Raw genomic sequence first — 17,835 nt, 5'->3', positions numbered from 1 at the left:
ACTTCAAAATGACCACTTAACGCTTATTCAAGTGCAAAGTGAACGGCGGCTTCGGCATGAATAGTTGTCGTGTCAAACAGACGTACAGAGGTATGTGTTTGTTGTACCAATAACGCAATCTCAGTGCACCCGAGAATAACCCATTGGGCACCCTGCATAGCAAGCGAATTGATAATATCAATATACGCCTTACGAGACTCAGTACAAATCACCCCCTTGCATAATTGTTCATAAATAATGTTATGAATAAGGCTGCGTTGGGGGGGATCTGGCACAATAACATCGATGCCGAATTTGTCTTCTAGTCGCCCAATATAGAAATTTTGTTCCATAGTAAACTGCGTACCCAATAAGCCTACTTTGGTGATCTGATGCCGTTGAAGTTGGTAGCCAGTCGCATCGGCGATATGCAACAGGGGGATGGACAGGGCACTTTCCACTTCCTCGGCAACTTTGTGCATGGTATTCGTGCAAATGAGAATGGCGTCTGCACCTGCGTTTTCCAGGTTTAATGCTTCATGACTCAGTAACCTTCCCAGTAATGCCCAATCGCCTTTGTGCTGAAGGTGTTCTATTTGTGCGAAATCAACACTGCTTAGCAGGAGCTTGGCACTGTGCAATCCGCCAAGGCGTTGGTTAACACCGCGATTAATGGCTTGATAGTAACTAACTGTGGACTCCCAGCTCATACCACCAATAAGACCGAGTGTTTTCATAATGAGAAACGTTCCAAAGCGCTTAACACATATTTTTAAATATGTAGTTACAAATAAAAGAAGGTGGGAATTACTGTGAAGTGAATTCGACAGATTTACAAGTAGAAAAGTACCAAGAAATCGAACAACGAGGGTTAAAACTTAGGAGGGGATTTTTTATTTTTTATAAAGGAAAATCGCTGTAGGAAAATGCCCATATAGCCCCACATGGCATAGCCAAATCCACCGAGTAGAACAACCAAGGAGAGGTAGTAGAACACCTCGTGAAGTGCACCAGTGGAAAAAAGAAGCACAGCGCCGACAACGAAAATAGTCAACCCTATTTTAAAGCGTTGCCAGCTTTGATGTATGTTTGGAATAGACATAGCCGTTACTGTGCGACTAAGCGATGACACCACCGCCTAGTAATAGGAATGTTCACCTGCTTGGTGCTCGGTGGCATCGCGAACGCCGTTGAGTTCACCTGCGAACTGCTCAAGCATTTGCTTTTCAATGCCGTCTTTTAGTGTGACATCTACCATTGAACAACCATTACAACCACCACCGAACTGTAACACCGCATAACCGTCGTCGGTCAGCTCAGTTAACACCACTTGACCACCGTGGTTAGCAAGTTGTGGGTTGATTTCAGATTCAATCATGTAGTTAATGCGCTCAATTAAAGGCGCATCGTCAGCCACTTTACGCGCTTTCGCATTAGGTGCTTTAAGGGTGAGTTGAGAGCCCATTTGGTCAGTGACATAATCAATTTCCGCCTCATCTAAATAGGGCGCACTCTCTTCGTCAACTACGGCGTCAAAACCGTTATACGGCAAACGAGTATCGGTTTCTTCGACTGCGTCTGGCGGACAATAGGACACGCCACACTCTGCCGACGACGTGCCTGGGTTTACGACGAATACACGAATATTCGTGCCAGACTCTTGTTTACTCAGCAGTTTTACGAAGTGAGCCTGGGCTTCTTCTGATATAGTAATCATCAGCAAGTCCTACATATTTTGAAATTTGGATTATTGTATCAAATTTACCTGAGTAAAACAGTCAGGTATTAATTAAATAAATTATTTCACTAAATCGAAATTGTTGAGAGTATTGCCTGTGGCAACGCCAACTCAACCATAACAACAAGACGGGAAACGCGATGCTAGCAAATTTGTTTAACAGCGCCCAAAATAAACCCTTTTCTCTGGTGAATACACTCACCTTGGCGTTCACACTCAGCGTGCTTACCTTCGGTACATACGCCGGAAATTCGGCAATAGGGGCACCATTGAAAATAGCGCCTGACCATGGTGGTCAATCTGTGCAGGACTATTTGCCTAAAAGCGTGAGTTACAATCCTGCCATTCCCACCCCAGAATCTGTGTTAGGTGCCCAGATAGGCGAGTGGCATGTTCGCCACGATCAGCTTGTCTCCTACATGAAGCTGTTGGCTGAAAAATCCGATCGCGTTTCAATTGAGGAAACAGGTCGCACCCACGAAAATCGTCCCTTATTGTTATTTACTATTACCGCACCTAAAAATCGCAGCAATATTGACAACTGGCGCCTACAACACATCAACGCGATGGAAAGCGGCGACAAAGTGAGTAATGACGCACCGCTTATCTTTTACATGGGTTATAGCATTCACGGGAATGAACCCTCCGGCTCTAATGCTGCTCTAGCCCTGGCTTATTATTTAACTGCTGGTCAAGGCGACGAGATTGATGCCCTGTTGAATGACAATATTGTGCTTTTCGATCCGGCTTTCAACCCCGATGGCTTATCGCGCTTTGCGCAGTGGGCAAATATGCACAAAGGTAAGCAACTGGTTTCTGACAGTCGACACCGTGAGCATGATGAAGGTTGGCCCTCTGGTAGAACGAACCATTATTGGTTTGATTTAAATCGGGACTGGCTACTGTTGGCACACCCTGAGTCTCAAGCCCGTATTAAGCAATATCATAAATGGCGCCCTCATGTACTGACGGATTTTCATGAGATGGGGACAGACAGTACTTACTTTTTCCAGCCTGGCGTACGTTCACGTAAAAACCCGCTAACGCCAGATCAAAACGTTACGCTAACCGAGGTGCTGGCCAAATACCATGCGGCGGCTTTCGATAAGCAAGGTCAATTGTATTTCACTGAAGAGGCCTTCGACGATTTTTATGCAGGAAAAGGCTCTACCTATCCCGACTTGCACGGCAGTATAGGTATTTTGTTTGAACAGGCCAGTTCACGAGGCCACGTCCAATCATCAATCAATGGTGATTTGGCTTTTCGCGACACTATAGCTAATCAAATCACCACGTCATTGAGCACCTTTAAGGGCGCGTTGGCGAATAAAGCAGCCATTTTAGATTATCAATCTGACTTTGTTGAAGCGACTAAAGCCGAAGCGAAAGATGATGATACAGTGGGTTATATTGTCGGTACTTCTCATGATGCAGGTCGACTAAGTGCTTTTGTGTCTTTGCTTGAGCAGCACCATATTCGCTACGAGGTTGTGAATAAAGACAATAAAGTAGGTGAGCATACATATCAAAAGGGACACGCGATATATGTACCCACTCACCAAGCCCAATATCGCCTAGTTAAATCAATCTTTTCCACGCAAACTTCTTTTGAAAACAATACGTTTTATGATGTTTCTACCTGGAATCTGGCCTTGGCGTTTAATCTGGATTTTGATGCATTGGACAAAGGACAGGCACGGGACGTTAAACGCACAGAACAGGCTTCATTGGTGCAACTCGCATTGCAGGATATTGCGAAAGACGCCTATGCATATGGCTTTTCTTGGCAGCATTATTATGCGCCCGCTATGCTGCAATCTTTGCTCGAAGCTGGGGTACAGGTTCGCAGTAGTGAGAAGGCGTTTACGGCGCTACAAGTAGACGGCACTAACATCACGCTGCCGGCGGGAAGCATAGTGATCCCTAAAGGGCTGACCCAACCGGCAGATTTGCATCAGTTACTTGCGCAAGCGCAAATCCAGTTACAAGTGCCAGTATTGAGTTTTTCAAGTGGTCTTACCCCAAGTGGTAATGATCTGGGAAGTCGCAGCATGGCACCGGTTAAGCTTCCACAAATCATGATTGTGGGTGGACAGGGCACGAGTGAATACGAAGTAGGGGAAATGTGGCACTACTTTGACACCAAAGTAGGTTTAGCGGCCAGTATTGTGGAGCAGCAAAACGTAAGCCGCGCCTTGTCTGACGCGTCAATTCACTACACTCACCTCATTTTCCCAAGTGGGCGTTTCCACTTTTCTGAAAATGAAATATCACAAATTGAGCAATGGATTAAAGCCGGTGGTGTGGTAATTGGACAGAAATCGGCAATACGGTGGTTTGCAGACAATAACTGGTTAGATGTGGAGCTGGTTAGTCGGGAGACCATAGATAATGCCTTTGATGAGAGCACACTTACTTATGCTGATGGTCGTGCACTGTATGCTCGTAAACTAGTGGCTGGTGCAGTATTTGAAGCCTCTATCGATACGTCTCATCCTTTGTTCTATGGCTACCAGAACAACACGCTTCCCATGTTTAAAACCAGTAACATGATTGTCAAAGCTGACTCATCACCTTTCGTGACCCCTGCACGCTATACTCAGTCTCCACTTATGGCTGGCTTTAGCGATACGGCGATGGTTGCCCTGATGGCTGACACAACGGCAGTAACGACTAACAAATTAGGACAAGGCATTGTGATTGGCTTTACCGACAATACACAGTTTAGAGGTTATTGGTATGGGACGAATAAGATGCTGGCTAATGCCATCTATCAGTCTCACTTTATTCAGTGACATTTCACTTGCTGCAGACGCAAAGACGACAGACTAAATACATTCGCTGTACAGGTTAATTGACTTTAGCCTTTTAATAATGTGCTTTTGGGTGGTGGTGTAAACGCCATCGCCCATATTTGAATTTCAATGTGGCGATAACGGGTTTTAAGCATTTGCGCGAGCGTGTTCGCGGTGACACCGGTGGTTATGACATCATCTACTATTGCTACGCAATAAGGTTGGCTGCGCGTGTTATGCATCGAATAAGCCTTGTCTATAGCACCCTGGCTCAGGCTAAACACCTGTTTAGCATTCTTAGCTCGCGCGCTTTTGGTTAAGCGGTGCTGTGTTGTTAGCCCTTTTCGTATTGCCCAACTATTGATATAAGGAATCTTCATAGCGCTGCTTAAGTGGTGGCAGAGCACGCTGGTTTGATTGTATTGGCGAGTAGCTATGCGCCATGCACTAATAGGAACAGGAAGAAGTAGATCGGGCACTGATAATGTGCAATGTCGCTTTTTATGGACAAACCAGTCGCTAAGTACTTTGCCCGCAGTAAGGGAATGGGTAAACTTGAATTGGTGGATTAATGTTGACATTGGCCACACATGCAAGCCAAGAATACTAAGCGCATCAAAGTGGTTGTGCTTGACGTGACGGCCAACGGGACCGTATTGAAGTAGATTGTCACCATGCAGCAGTGAGTTGAAAAAAAACATGTCTTCTTCACACCACTGACATACTGGCGTGGGACTTGCCTGATAACATAGCATGCACGACAGGTTCAAAGTGATGAGCCCATTAATGGGTGGTTGGCCAGTGCGCTTGCACGCAAAGATAATGTCGTGTTTCGTCCATAAAGCACGCATTTTGTCCGAGGAGGTGTATATGGAGAGTTTGCATACAAATGGCCCGCTTGTCACCCGTACACAGGGTACAGGTGTGGATGTGGTTTTTCTCCATGGATGGGGAATGAACAGTGGTGCTTTTACGTCTTTCATTCCGTATCTCATCGAAAATTTTCGGGTGACTACAATAGACTTACCCGGTTTTGGAGAGAACGCCTCTCAAGTGCCCAGTCCTTACAATGTGCATACCCTCGCCCAAGCAATACTTGATCAATTACCTGCTCAATGTATCTTGGTTGGATGGTCGCTAGGCGGTATGGTCGCGCAGAAAATCGCGTTGCTCGCACCGGAAAAGTTATCCGGTTTAGTGACTATAGCCTCGTCACCTCGGTTTATCGCCGGACCAGGGTGGCCGGGTATTGCAGCTGATCTGCTAGGACTGTTTGAAAACCAGTTAGAAAAGAACTTTCAAAAAACCGTGGAGCGATTTTTAGCTATTCAGGCAATGGGAAGTGAAACGGCAAAACACGATATAAAAACCATACGGCAGCACATTACCCAATTCCCCGATCCCGCTGAAGAAGCGTTAAAGAAAGGCCTTAGAATTCTATCTTGTGAAGATATGCGCCAAGACATTGGCCGAATTAGTGTGCCGACACTACGCCTCTACGGCAGGTTGGATAGTTTAGTGCCTACCAGTGGCATTGATAGGATATGTGAGTTGCATCCTCAGTCCGATGCGGTGGTGTTGCCTCATGCGTCCCATGCGCCGTTTATTTCACACCCTCAGCAAACTGCAGATATTTTGTTTCATTTTGCTGCATCGCTTCACCGTCAAAAAGCGTCATAGTAGGACTGGAACAAAATTGCTTTATATGACATACGCTTATTTTTAATGCTGTGACAAATGCTTTCTATTTTTCCAAAATTGGTTAATAATTACGCATTGGAGAGTAGGGGTAATGTATGACAAGCGTGAACAATGCGAGTCTTAATAACGCATTTATAGCGGGGCAGTACGGTTTGCAAAGTGCCAGCAATGGTATAGATCAAGCCGCGTCTAATATTGCCCAACGCACAGTAGAGAGTACCCAAACCCTTTCTTCTTCCAATACCGACGCTACCCCTGACTCACTCACGGGGAGTGTCACTGATGATCTTATTTCGCTCAAAGTTAATGAAATACACGGGCAGGCTTCTGCAAGGGTATTGGATGTAGCTAATGATACTTTGGGCACTATCATTGACATAAAAGCATAGGTAGGGGAACGATGAATATTGTGGCCCCCATCCTTAACGCCATAGCGTACCCCACTGCAAACTTAAATACGGAAGCTGCGCGACGAGACAACGTTCAGCGTGAAACGATTCCCCCAACCAGTGATGCAGAGCAAGGTGCGTCGCAAAAAGGCCTAGGTTCAGAAGCGGATAAAGCAAGAACGCCCGGCCAACCGCCAGTACCTGCAACATACGAACGTCCACAGGTACAGGCTGATGTGCAAGCCGCTAATGACAATGCCACGGGCCAAGAGAAAGACTCGGCACAAGATGAGAGTGCAGGTAAGCAGGATGCCCAAAGCGAACAGCAGTCTCAGCAACAACAGCAGCAACAAGAACTTCAGAACCTGCAAGAAATTGAGCAATTAAAGACCCGCGATCAAGAGGTTCGAACTCATGAACAAGCCCATGCTGCGATAGGCGGGCAATATGCGGGTTCGCCGCAATATGAGTACACCACTGGCCCAGACAACAAGCGGTACATCACAGACGGTGAGGTATCAATTGACATTTCTGAAGCGCAAAGCCCTGAGCAAACTCTGCGAAAAATGGAGCAGGTACGCGCGGCTGCACTGGCGCCGGCTCAACCGTCTTCACAAGATTTAAAGGTAGCAGCTGAAGCCGCCCAAAAAGCATTGGAAGCACGCAGCGAAATAGCTGCAAAGAATGTCGAAGCACAACAGGGCGAGGAAGATGAATCTTCGGTCTCTGCGAATGATGAAAATACTAACGACAGTGACGTAGAGCCAGCAACGCGCAGTTTGGATGGCTCTGAAAGTGCTGTTGCGCAACAAGAAACATCGTCGGCATCTCCTCGCGCTGAATCTTTAAACGAATCGACGCGTGCAGTTGCTGCTGACAGTGGAATGCGGTCTTTGGATTTTGGCGATCAAGGAGTTGGCGATGAACTTAAAGCACGCATAGGCCGTATCCAAAATACCTATACTCAAGCGTTTACCCCTGCAAGAGAAGGGCTATCATTGCAAGCCTAATAGACTGCTAGCGAGGGATGCTAGCAGTCATTCTCTCTATTTCTCTTACTTTTTCGCTTTAGCGAATGCATCCGCAAAAGCGTTACCCATAGCACTGTTTTGTGGATTGCTATTGTGAGAAGCAGAGCGATGCTGGCCGCCATTTCTGCCTTGTCCTTGGCGAGATTGATTTCTCGATGGGCTCTGACCTGCCTTATTTCGCGGGCCTTTTGCCGGAGTACTACTCGTCGCGCCAGCTGTCTGGGTTGGAGTATCGTCTAGGCGCATGGTAAACGAAATACGCTTTCTAGGTACATCCACCTCAATCACTTTCACCTTAACGATATCACCGGCTTTTACGACTTCACGGGGATCCGAGATAAACTTGTTGGTAAGTGCTGATATGTGTACTAGGCCGTCTTGATGTACACCTACGTCTACAAATGCGCCGAAATTAGCGACATTGCTGACAACACCTTCTAACACCATACCCGGTTTTAAATCATTGATGGTTTCTACACCTTCTTTAAATACCGCGGTTTTAAACTCTGGTCGTGGATCCCGCCCTGGTTTATCCAATTCTTTTAGAATGTCTTTGACGGTAGGTAAACCAAAGGCATCACTTGTAAAGGTGTCGGGCGACAAACTTTTAAGAAGGTCTGTGTTACCAATAATATCGTTGACAGCTACCGCAGTGGTATCGACGATTTTATCGACAACCGGATAGGCCTCTGGGTGCACTGCCGAAGCATCGAGCGGGTTTGTGCCATTGACAATTCGCAAGAAGCCCGCGGCTTGTTCAAAGGCTTTTGGTCCTAATCGCTCCACTTTCAACAGGGCTTTTCTGTCGGGGAAAGCACCGTTAATGTCTCTGAAGTTAACAATATTGTGGGCGAGGGTTTTGTTTAATCCTGATACATAACTCAACAACGCTGGCGACGCCGTGTTGAGGTCAACTCCCACCGCGTTTACACAGTCTTCAATTACTCTATCAAGTGATTTGCCCAGTTGGCTTTGGCTGACATCGTGCTGATATTGGCCGACACCAATAGCCTTGGGCTCAATTTTTACTAGTTCTGCTAATGGATCTTGCAAACGACGCGCAATAGAGACCGCACCACGCAGTGATACATCTAATTCAGGCAGTTCTTTAGATGCTAACTCAGAGGCTGAATAAACTGAAGCGCCTGCTTCGCTCACCATGATCTTCTGTGCATTTAAATCGCTGTCGTTCTTCAACATTTCAGCCACAAGCTTATCGGTTTCTCGCGAACCTGTGCCATTGCCAATGCTGATTAAATCCACTTTGTACTGTTTGCAAAGTGTGCTGAGTGTGCGAATTGATTTATCCCACTGATTCTGAGGCGCATGAGGGAAAATGGTATTTGTGGCGACAACCTTACCCGTTTTATCGACCACAGCCACTTTAACACCGGTACGTAAACCAGGATCCAGTCCCATAGTCGTTTTCGCGCCAGCGGGTGCTGCCATTAATAAATCGTTGAGATTCTTAGCAAATACTTCAATAGCTTCTTCTTCAGCGCGTTCACGCAACGCGCTGAAAAGCTCAGTTTCCATATGAAGGCCAATTTTTATTTTCCATGTCCACTGTACGACTTGCGCAAGGAAATCATCGGCGCTTCGCCCTCGATGCATAATGTCGTAGTGACTGGCAATAATGTGTTCGCAGTGAGATGAGCCCGACTCTTCTGCCTGAGGATCGGCGTCCAGTTGAATGTGCAGCATACCTTCGTTGCGACCACGAAACATGGCCAGTGCGCGGTGTGAAGGCACGTTCTTGTATTTCTCACTGTGCTCAAAATAGTCTTTGTATTTCGCTGCTTCTTTTTCTTTACCCGTTACCATCGTACTTTTAAGGTGGGCATTTTCCACTAGATAATGGCGCACTTTCGCCAGTAGCGCAGCATCTTCGGCAAAGCGCTCCATGAGTATATAACGGGCCCCTTCTAACGCTGCTTTTATGTCAGCCACACCCTGCTCTTCATTAACGTATTGTTGAGCTGTGCTGTCGACATCGGTATTGGGGTCAGTGAAAAGTGCATCTGCAAGCGGGGCTAAACCTGCTTCTATGGCAATTTGACCTTTTGTACGACGGCGGGGTTTGTAGGGAAGATACAAATCTTCAAGGGTTGTTTTACTGTCAGCTGAGGCAATACTCGCTTTTAGCTCATCTGATAACTTGCCTTGTTCATCAATAGACTTGAGGATCACCTCTCGGCGCTCTTCTAATTCCCGTAGGTACGTTAGACGTTGCTCCAAGGTTCTTAACTGGGTGTCATCTAAACCCTGCGTCACTTCTTTTCTATAGCGAGCAATAAAGGGAACGGTTGCACCTTCATCAAGAAGTTTTACAGCAGCATTAACTTGCGAAGGCTGTACGGCAAGTTCTTCAGCAATTTTATTGATAATCATAGGTCGCTCAAATGCTAAAAATTCGCGCTAGGCGAATTGGAATAAACGATGTGTAAAATGCCCTGGGCACACAGCGTTTTGGGTGAAAAATAACGCGGTGAGTATATCACCGCGGTGTATTGAAAGTCGTCTTATCATTTTGCGTTATTTCAGCAATTCGCTCTAACGTTAAAGTCTGTCGGTATTGTCATACCAAATGCGGTTTATCCACCACAGTTTACTTCCCGCTTCGGTCTTTACTTCTACTTCGTCATCTTGGGCTTTGCCCACTAATGCCCGTGCCATGGGGGAGTCGATAGAAATGTAGTCTTTACGGCCGAATATTTCATCATAGCCCACTAAGCGAAACTCCATGACTGTGCCAGCGTCATTCTCAATCTCAACCCAGGCACCGAAAAAGACTTTGCCTTCCTGTTGTGGATTGTAGTCCACAACTTTCAAGTGCTCTAAACATTTGCGTAAATAGCGAACGCGTCTGTCTATTTCTCTTAGTTTCTTTTTGTTGTACTGATAATCAGCATTTTCGCTTCTATCGCCTAAGCTGGCCGCCCATGTCACTTTGCGGGTAATTTCTGGCCTTTCCTCGCGCCATAATTGGTCGAGTTCCTGTTTGAGTTTGAGATAACCTTTACGAGTAACCAGTGGTGTTTTCACAATATCCTGTCATTTAATAGCACGCTAACCCTTACTTTATGTGGGTGTTAGCAAAAAACCCAATTATTTTGCGCCATTTTTCATTGAATTTTCCTTTAATTGGATGAATTTTGTTCATGGTCACTTCCAAGTGACAACGCGTTGAATAAAAAAAGGAAAAAGGCGCCTTAAAACGAATCGGTATAAGCGCTCGCGTGTAAGGCGAAATCGTTACAAGAAAAGTGGAAGGTAGCAGTGAATTTTAGCGGATTTGAACTATGCTTATAGAGTGATTCGAGGCACCAAGCATATTGAATAACCCACTTTACTATTTGGGTACGCGCGTGGTGAAACACCACTGGCTCGTAGGGAAAAGGTAGGCAAGGATTACGCTGACTCAAAAAAAATAAAAGCCGACACTGCGACGTGTCGGCTTTCTACTTTTATCGAGGGCGTGTTGATCTTTGCAGTGCACTTTTGCAGCAGTTTGTGCGCCATTTAGGCAAGACGACTGTTTGCAGGTCTAGTGGGTCTAAATCAAAAACCAGTCAACGCAGTATAAATGGCGCACAAGCGCTGCCCGAAGGGGTCGTCATGAAAGCATTTTACTCTTTGTCACAGCCCTTTGACGTAGAACAACTATGCCTGCAGGGCTGTTTCGCGATTAAAATGCTTTCATATAGACCAAAATTCGTACAGCAAAGATCAACACGCCCTAGTCAACTAAACCCGTTTACTCTGTGGTGTCGTTAGCTTCTGACTTAACCACTTCAAGCAACTCAACGTCGAAAATCAGCGTGGAATTAGGGGTGATCGAACCTGTTGAACGCTCACCGTAAGCCAAGTCAGAAGGAATGTGGAAGCGGTACTTCGCACCTTCTTTCATCAGCTGCACACCCTCTGTCCAACCAGAAATGACACGATTAAGCGGAAACTCAGCAGGTTCACCGCGCTTGTATGAAGAATCAAACTCAGTGCCATCTAACAATGTACCGCGATAGTGAACTTTCACTATGTCAGTGGCTTCTGGGCTTGCACCTTCACCCTCAGTTAATACTTCGTACTGTAGCCCACTTTCAGTTGTGGTAACGCCTTCGCGCTTACCATTTTCTTCTAAGTAAGCGATACCAGCTTCGATGTTCTTTTCAGCAGCCTGCGCAGCCATTTCTTGTTGTTTAGTGCGAAGCTGTTCTTCACCTTGTTGAGCAATTTGTTGAATTTGCTCAGGGGTAAATTTCAGGGTTTCAGCAAGACCATCATTAAAGCCCTGTTTAAGCGCTTCTTGGTCTAGAGGAAGACCTAACTGAGCCTGTTGCTCAGCACGGTTGTTAACAAATAGGCCCATACTAGCGCCCATCGCATAAGCTTGCTTTTGCGAATCAGTCATTTCTTCTGCAGAAACAGAACTTGTGGTTGCACTATCAGCGCCTTTAGAAGCAGCCTCATCTGAGGTATTTGGCTGGCAAGCGAAAAGGCCTAGCGCAGCGATGGTAGATAAGGCAACGAGCGACTTCTGCATAAAACGTCTCCATAAATTTTTATCATCATGCGTCTAATGTCTATACTGCTGCATCCAGGGCAGTGTGCACGATAGTTAAAGATGCGCGATCCGTGCTATGTTAAACCTAGCGTTTACAAAGCGAAACCCATTTGATTATGTTTAGGGCCCAAATGTTCCTTAGAATAGTGTTACTCATCGTACTAATTAGCGGATCCATAGGATGTTCGATACCTGATACTACGCCATTAAAACACTGGCGTCATGTTGAAGAAGGTGCTTATGCCGCAGATATATCTACCGACGGCACAATTACTGTGGTTTCAGGCGTCAATAACGGCATAAACGTATGGCGTATTGGCGACAGCGAACCCCTTTACCACTGGGGGCATCAGGGGGAAGGCAATAATTCGGTGATGGCCGTGCACATAAGTGCGGATAAACGTTATGTGGTAACCGCTGATCGCGAAGCGTTTGCGCTGTGGAGTATGCAAACCGGTGAGCCTGAAGGATTTTGGCGCATTGACGAGTCTTCAATACGGGACGTCGCTGTAGCAAACAACGGTAATGGCATTTTGGTGGCCCGTTCAAGTGGCAAAGTAATGTACTTCGAACCGAGAACGTCAAGGCGGTTGGAGTTTTTGGGACACCAGGAAAAAGTGAACTCCATCGATATTTCACCGAATGGCAAATTTGCCTTAACCGGGGGAAATGACTACATCGCCTATTTGTGGAGTACTGAAACCGGTCAGATTATCCATACATTTACTCACCCAACCCGAGTGACAAAAGTGGCACTTGACGATGAAGGGCGCTTTGCGTTTACTGCAGACAGTCAGGACAAATCGCAGATTTGGAATGTTCAAACGGGGCAACCGGTAAGTGCATTGAACTATATTTCCAGACAAAAAATCTTTACGGATGCCGAATTCTCTAAAGATGGTAAGTATTTACTTACGGGTTCTCCCTCGCGCAAATCCTACTTATGGGATGTGCAGACTGGCGATCAACTGCAGGCTATTCAAGTTGCCTCTCGTGAAACGGTTTCACCTCCGACCGCAGTTGTGTATGGCGTTGCCTTTATGCCAGATGGTAATATGGTAACTACAAGCAGTAGTGGCCTTACGGAAGTATGGCTACGAGAAAAATAGAGACAGAGATGACAGACAAGCACGGGCAACAAAGTACTTCAGTGGCGTTGCTACAAGAACAGTTAACATTAGCCAATGATCACATTGAGGAACTGCAAACTAAAGTGGCGTTTCAAGAGCACACCATTGACGCACTCAACGAGGCGTTGTCATCTCAGCAGCAGCAATTAGATGATCTCATGTTTAAAGTGCGCCATGTTATCGATAGAGTGAAATCGATTGAACCGTCAAATATTGCGAAGCAGTCTGAGGAAACGCCACCGCCTCACTATTAACCACAAGGTAAATAGCAAAATGGGTTACTTACCGTCATCCTTCTGCTGCTAGCTGTTCAAGTTCAATGCTTTCTTCCACCTCGCCACTGAATGCTTCGATGAATGCGTTTTTCAACATGGCAGTGAACGCTTGCCAAGTTTGCATATCAGGCGATGACAAATCACCTTCAATGGGAATGCGGGTGGCAATCTGATCTTTACTTTGGTTTTCAAAGAGCTCAGTTATAAACGCAGAGAGGGCCTCAATACTACCACCGATAAACCCGTCACCGTCCCGCTCAATATCTCCTTTCCAAGAAAACACTTCAACATCGTGAAAGATAGGCTTGATATAACCTTTCACCTGACCGTTGTTCGAGGCAATTTCCGCTGCAAGGGTCATCGTTCCGGCTTCAAGATCGAAAGGGGCATAGGTATCCAGCACATTCTTAAAGTTAACTAAGGCGACGTTATCAGCTTGCACATCAACATCAAAAGTGGGGGCGTGCGTTGCCGGGTTTAATTTAGCGTTGACTGTTATGGTGCCCTTACCGGCCGTTTGGCCCGTAGCTGTGCCCGTGGCCACACGTGAGTCTGACAAGTTATCACTGTTGACCAAATTGGTGATTTCGACGTGGATATCGTGTAGTGCAATGTCTATAACGGGGGTGGTGTCTGGGTTGTAGAAACTGATCTTTCCGTCATTGATAAGCAAGGAATCAATGCGCAGTGGGAAGAGTCTGTCAGCAATAGACAGCCAGTTTTCACCTTTACCGGACTGGCTCTCTTCGCGGGTTTTGCCGTCTACAAAATTAATTTCAGGAGAGTTAACGATGACCCGTCCAACTGCTGCGCCTTCCATAAGTTGTGACCATGATAGGGTAAATTCTACGTAATCGGCCTTAAACAACGGGCGATCTACTTGACCGTTGGCTTTATACAGCAGCACATGTTCAAGGCTATAAGCGCCGCGCCACAACATTAAGTCTACGTCCCCGACGCGGCCGTCGTAATTTCCCGGTTCACTCAACGTCTTATTGATATACCATGCTGCTGCATACGGAAGACTAAAGCGTACTGCACACAGTATTAAAAATAGTGTGAGTAGCGTGGTGCCAAGCCGTGTTATTTTCATAGTTATCCTCCCTGTGAACCCAGTATCTGTATATACCACTTCAGCTCTCTTTACCAAAAGCAGTACAAAAATCGTACCTAGAATGCGACCGCAGAGATTAGATTGATTGTTGAGAGTTCACGAGAGGTTAAAACTGACACCGTTGTGCTACGTCCTTTTTCTGCGTGCTGCTTATACGCTCAAGCGATTTCTCACATGACGAAAAAACAACAGCAATACAAAACGTATCAAAGCTGGGCGATGACGGTGTATCCGTGAGAGTTTTATTTTGCGTCTTCTACGCGGTGTTTGAAATATTTACGCATTAGTGCGGTTTGAAAATACCGATGACATTTTCGTTAGCGCGGGTGGCGGCACTGACTTTTTCATCAGTTTGTGCTTCGTTGTAGCCACACGCTACACACTCCAGCTTTTCTACGTTGTTTTCAAAGTACAACGAAATGGTATCTTGCTCTTGACACTTGGGGCAGGTGGCACCCGCAACAAAGCGACGTCTTATGCGTTTTGACATACATACACCTTTGTTAAAATTCGCGCATATTATACCGTGAAAAGACCGCTGTTGATCAGCTTTTAACGTAAGTTTTTGGTATCATACTTTTCTTATACAAGTTGTTGTACGAGGGTGTGTAAGACGTGTGCTAATTGCTATTATACGCGCCCTTAGAAGTCCATCGCAGGTAATTCATGATAAAGCTCTCACACGTTTCGTTACTACGCGGCCGAAAAATGCTGCTCGAAGACGCATCAATGCAAGTCTTTCCCGGTCACAAAGTGGCGTTGATAGGCAGTAACGGGTGTGGGAAATCAACGCTGTTTGCCTTATTGCGAGGGGAGCTAGCGGTGGATGCCGGAGACTGCAGCGTGCCAAGTGATTGGCGTATTGTGAGTGTGGCACAGGAAACGCCAGCATCAGATCGCACGGCCATGGATTATGTCATAGATGGCGACAAGCGCCTGCGCGCATTACAACGTGAATTGTCTGGTGCCCACGACAAAGAGGACGGTGTGCTAATCGGGCAGCTTCACGGCCAGCTGGAACAGGCAGGTGCCTATGATGTGGAAGCGCGTGCTGCAATGATTCTGGCAGGCTTAGGGTTTACTAATAACCAGCTCACAGCACCTGTCACTGATTTTTCTGGTGGGTGGCGTATGCGCCTGAACCTGGCTCAGGCCCTGCTGTGTCCTTCGGACTTGTTACTATTAGACGAACCCACTAACCACTTGGATTTAGATGCCGTAATCTGGTTAGAGAAATGGTTGCAGCGCTATACAGGCACCTTGCTACTTATTTCTCACGACAAGGCATTTATCGACAATACCGTAGGGCAAATTGTCAGTGTGGAGCATCAGAAGCTCATATCCTATACCGGAAACTATTCATCGTACGAGACACAGCGAGCAGAGCGTATACGATTACAGAATATTGAGTACGAAAAGCAGCAACAGAAAGTCGCCCATTTAAATTCATTTATTACGCGTTTTAAAGCCAAGGCCAGCAAAGCAAAACAGGCACAAAGTCGTATTAAGCAACTGGAAAAAATGGAAATGCTATTGCCTGCACACATGGCAAGCCCGTTTAGCTTTTCGTTTGCGCCACCAGCTGCGTTACCTAACCCACTGGTTCAGATGGAAAAAGTACAGCTGGGCTACGACGAGCATATTGTCTTGCAACAGGTGAAATTAAATCTCGTACCGGGCAGTCGTCTGGGCTTATTGGGACGAAATGGTCAGGGCAAATCTACGTTAATTAAATTACTCGCGGGTGTTCATGCGCCCAAGCAAGGGGTATTTAATGCGGCAAAGGGGCTTAAAATTGGCTATTTTGCCCAGCATCAGCTGGAAACCCTCGATGCCAATGCTACCCCCCTGTTGCACTTACAACGCATTGACGAAAAAGCCACTGAGCAACAGTTGCGCGATTACTTAGGAGGGTTTGGTTTCAATGGCGATGAAGCGCTGTCACCCGTAGCCCCGATGTCAGGAGGAGAAAAGGCGCGCCTGGTATTGGCCTTAATTGTCTACCAAAAACCCAATTTGTTATTGCTCGATGAACCTACTAACCATTTAGATTTGGAAATGCGCCATGCGCTTAATATCGCCCTGCAAGGATTTGAGGGCGCCATGGTACTGGTATCGCACGATCGTTTCTTGTTGTCTTCGGTGTGCGAAGACTTTTATCTGGTAGACAGCGGTGCCGTTGAGCCTTTTCAAGGGGACTTGGATGACTATCGAGATTGGATATTAAAGCAACAGGCGGCTGAGAAAGCCAAAGCCAACAGTGAAGCGAAAGACACTGCGCAGGGTGCGGCAGGTGCACCCCAAAAAGCGGAGCGCAAAGTAGACCGCAAAGAAGAAAAGCGCCGTGAGGCAGAATTTAGACAACAGATCGCCCCATTTAAAAAAGCCGTCGAAAAACACGAAAAGGCCATGGAAAAACACGCCAGTGCCTTATCAGATGTAGAGCAGATGTTGGCCGATACCTCCTTGTATACCGATGATAAAAAGGGCCAGCTTATGGAGCTGCTCGACAAGCAAACCGCGCTTAAACAGCAGCTTGAGGAAGAGGAAATGGCATGGTTAGATGCACAGGAAAAAATTGAGCAAGCACGGGATGACTACAATCATGCCAACGCCTAACCTCGACACCAAAACCTTTTGGCAATACAGTGTAAGTCGCTATGCCATGCAAGATATCGCGCCATTGGCGCTTTTATTACAGGACAATCACAAGGTAAACGTCAATGTGTTACTGCTTGTCTGCTGGTGTTTAGAAAATAATGTCATCATCAATCTGGCCCAGCTCAATACAGTGATTGCAGCTTCTAAGAAATGGGATGATAAACTAAGCGCGCACCGCGCAAAACGCAAAGCTGCCCATCCCAACGTAGGGGGAGATAAGCAGTGTTACGAGGCATTAAAGGCGCAAGAACTCGACCTTGAAAGGGAGCAGCAAGCGGAAATGGTTGCCGCCTTTAATCAGTTAAATGTAACGCGCCTGCCGTTGGGGCCAGAAGGGCAGCCTTCTCAGTTATTCAATGCTTCTATAGCGGCGCTTATTAACGCCTATGCGCTTCGTGAACATGCTGAAGCACGTCGTTTAGTGAGTTTAGTGGTCAATCAACTTGGTTAACTGAAAT

The 17,835-nt window shown here is 46.4% G+C and carries 17 protein-coding genes; 8 read left to right on the top strand and 9 right to left on the bottom strand.

Annotation, left to right across the window (positions count from 1 at the left end):
* Nucleotides 1-23 precede the first annotated feature (23 nt).
* The 3 genes from ACMCM8_RS16235 to nfuA form a co-directional block, all read right to left on the bottom strand.
* Nucleotides 24-716: an aspartate/glutamate racemase family protein gene (locus ACMCM8_RS16235; RefSeq protein WP_412723624.1), complete on the bottom strand. Its 693-nt coding sequence runs from the start codon at nt 714-716 to the stop codon at nt 24-26.
* A 134-nt stretch (nt 717-850) separates the two neighbouring features.
* Complete coding sequence (locus ACMCM8_RS16230) at nt 851-1,081, bottom strand: hypothetical protein (RefSeq protein WP_412723623.1); 231 nt, start codon at nt 1,079-1,081, stop codon at nt 851-853.
* A 36-nt stretch (nt 1,082-1,117) separates the two neighbouring features.
* A complete protein-coding gene (gene nfuA, locus ACMCM8_RS16225; RefSeq protein WP_412723622.1) occupies nt 1,118-1,696 on the bottom strand; it encodes a Fe-S biogenesis protein NfuA in 579 nt (192 codons plus the stop codon).
* Between the two features lie 161 nt (nt 1,697-1,857).
* On the opposite strand from nfuA, the gene ACMCM8_RS16220 reads away from it, so the two are divergent.
* Nucleotides 1,858-4,512: a M14 metallopeptidase family protein gene (locus tag ACMCM8_RS16220; protein ID WP_412723621.1), complete on the top strand. Its 2,655-nt coding sequence runs from the start codon at nt 1,858-1,860 to the stop codon at nt 4,510-4,512.
* A gap of 65 nt (nt 4,513-4,577) precedes the next feature.
* Here ACMCM8_RS16220 and ACMCM8_RS16215 read toward each other — a convergent pair whose 3' ends face one another.
* Nucleotides 4,578-5,213 (bottom strand): ComF family protein, encoded by a 636-nt coding sequence (locus tag ACMCM8_RS16215; RefSeq protein WP_412723620.1) that lies wholly within the window; start codon nt 5,211-5,213, stop codon nt 4,578-4,580.
* 169 nt (nt 5,214-5,382) lie between these two features.
* Between ACMCM8_RS16215 and bioH the strand changes: the two genes are divergently transcribed.
* The 3 genes from bioH to ACMCM8_RS16200 all read left to right on the top strand — a co-directional run bounded on the left by bioH (nt 5,383) and on the right by ACMCM8_RS16200 (nt 7,612).
* A complete protein-coding gene (gene bioH, locus ACMCM8_RS16210; RefSeq protein WP_412723619.1) occupies nt 5,383-6,192 on the top strand; it encodes a pimeloyl-ACP methyl ester esterase BioH in 810 nt (269 codons plus the stop codon).
* Nucleotides 6,193-6,308: 116 nt separating this feature from the next.
* Nucleotides 6,309-6,602, top strand: a complete 294-nt coding sequence (locus tag ACMCM8_RS16205; RefSeq protein ID WP_412723618.1) for a hypothetical protein — start codon at nt 6,309-6,311, stop codon at nt 6,600-6,602.
* Nucleotides 6,603-6,613: 11 nt separating this feature from the next.
* Nucleotides 6,614-7,612: a putative metalloprotease CJM1_0395 family protein gene (locus ACMCM8_RS16200; protein ID WP_412723617.1), complete on the top strand. Its 999-nt coding sequence runs from the start codon at nt 6,614-6,616 to the stop codon at nt 7,610-7,612.
* A gap of 45 nt (nt 7,613-7,657) precedes the next feature.
* Here ACMCM8_RS16200 and ACMCM8_RS16195 read toward each other — a convergent pair whose 3' ends face one another.
* The 3 genes from ACMCM8_RS16195 to fkpA form a co-directional block, all read right to left on the bottom strand.
* Nucleotides 7,658-10,024, bottom strand: coding sequence for a Tex family protein (locus tag ACMCM8_RS16195; protein ID WP_412723616.1), 2,367 nt, complete (start codon nt 10,022-10,024; stop codon nt 7,658-7,660).
* A 168-nt stretch (nt 10,025-10,192) separates the two neighbouring features.
* Nucleotides 10,193-10,678 carry a transcription elongation factor GreB gene (gene greB, locus ACMCM8_RS16190; protein ID WP_412723615.1) on the bottom strand — a complete coding sequence of 162 codons (486 nt, stop codon included), beginning with the start codon at nt 10,676-10,678 and terminating at the stop codon, nt 10,193-10,195.
* A 712-nt stretch (nt 10,679-11,390) separates the two neighbouring features.
* Nucleotides 11,391-12,176 (bottom strand): FKBP-type peptidyl-prolyl cis-trans isomerase, encoded by a 786-nt coding sequence (gene fkpA, locus ACMCM8_RS16185; protein ID WP_412723614.1) that lies wholly within the window; start codon nt 12,174-12,176, stop codon nt 11,391-11,393.
* Nucleotides 12,177-12,373: 197 nt separating this feature from the next.
* Between fkpA and ACMCM8_RS16180 the strand changes: the two genes are divergently transcribed.
* The gene (locus ACMCM8_RS16180; RefSeq protein ID WP_412727764.1) at nt 12,374-13,306 is read left to right on the top strand and encodes a WD40 repeat domain-containing protein; all 933 of its coding nucleotides are present in this window, start codon (nt 12,374-12,376) and stop codon (nt 13,304-13,306) included.
* Complete coding sequence (locus tag ACMCM8_RS16175) at nt 13,288-13,581, top strand: SlyX family protein (protein ID WP_412723613.1); 294 nt, start codon at nt 13,288-13,290, stop codon at nt 13,579-13,581. Before ACMCM8_RS16180 ends, ACMCM8_RS16175 begins: the two co-directional genes overlap by 19 nt.
* Before the next feature lie 34 nt (nt 13,582-13,615).
* On the opposite strand, the gene ACMCM8_RS16170 is transcribed toward ACMCM8_RS16175, so the two are convergent.
* A complete protein-coding gene (locus ACMCM8_RS16170) occupies nt 13,616-14,695 on the bottom strand; it encodes a DUF748 domain-containing protein (RefSeq protein ID WP_412723612.1) in 1,080 nt (359 codons plus the stop codon).
* Between the two features lie 304 nt (nt 14,696-14,999).
* Complete coding sequence (locus ACMCM8_RS16165; RefSeq protein WP_412723611.1) at nt 15,000-15,206, bottom strand: YheV family putative zinc ribbon protein; 207 nt, start codon at nt 15,204-15,206, stop codon at nt 15,000-15,002.
* A gap of 176 nt (nt 15,207-15,382) precedes the next feature.
* Between ACMCM8_RS16165 and ACMCM8_RS16160 the strand changes: the two genes are divergently transcribed.
* Nucleotides 15,383-17,335, top strand: a complete 1,953-nt coding sequence (locus ACMCM8_RS16160; RefSeq protein ID WP_412723610.1) for an ATP-binding cassette domain-containing protein — start codon at nt 15,383-15,385, stop codon at nt 17,333-17,335.
* Nucleotides 17,322-17,828, top strand: coding sequence for a TIGR02444 family protein (locus tag ACMCM8_RS16155; protein WP_412723609.1), 507 nt, complete (start codon nt 17,322-17,324; stop codon nt 17,826-17,828). The genes ACMCM8_RS16160 and ACMCM8_RS16155 overlap by 14 nt, the downstream gene beginning before the upstream one ends.
* Nucleotides 17,829-17,835: the final 7 nt, after the last annotated feature.

It is taken from the genome of Alteromonas sp. D210916BOD_24 (genome assembly GCF_047159385.1).
Classification (GTDB): Bacteria; Pseudomonadota; Gammaproteobacteria; order Enterobacterales; family Alteromonadaceae; genus Alteromonas.
This window is presented reverse-complemented; position numbering and strand designations above follow the sequence as displayed.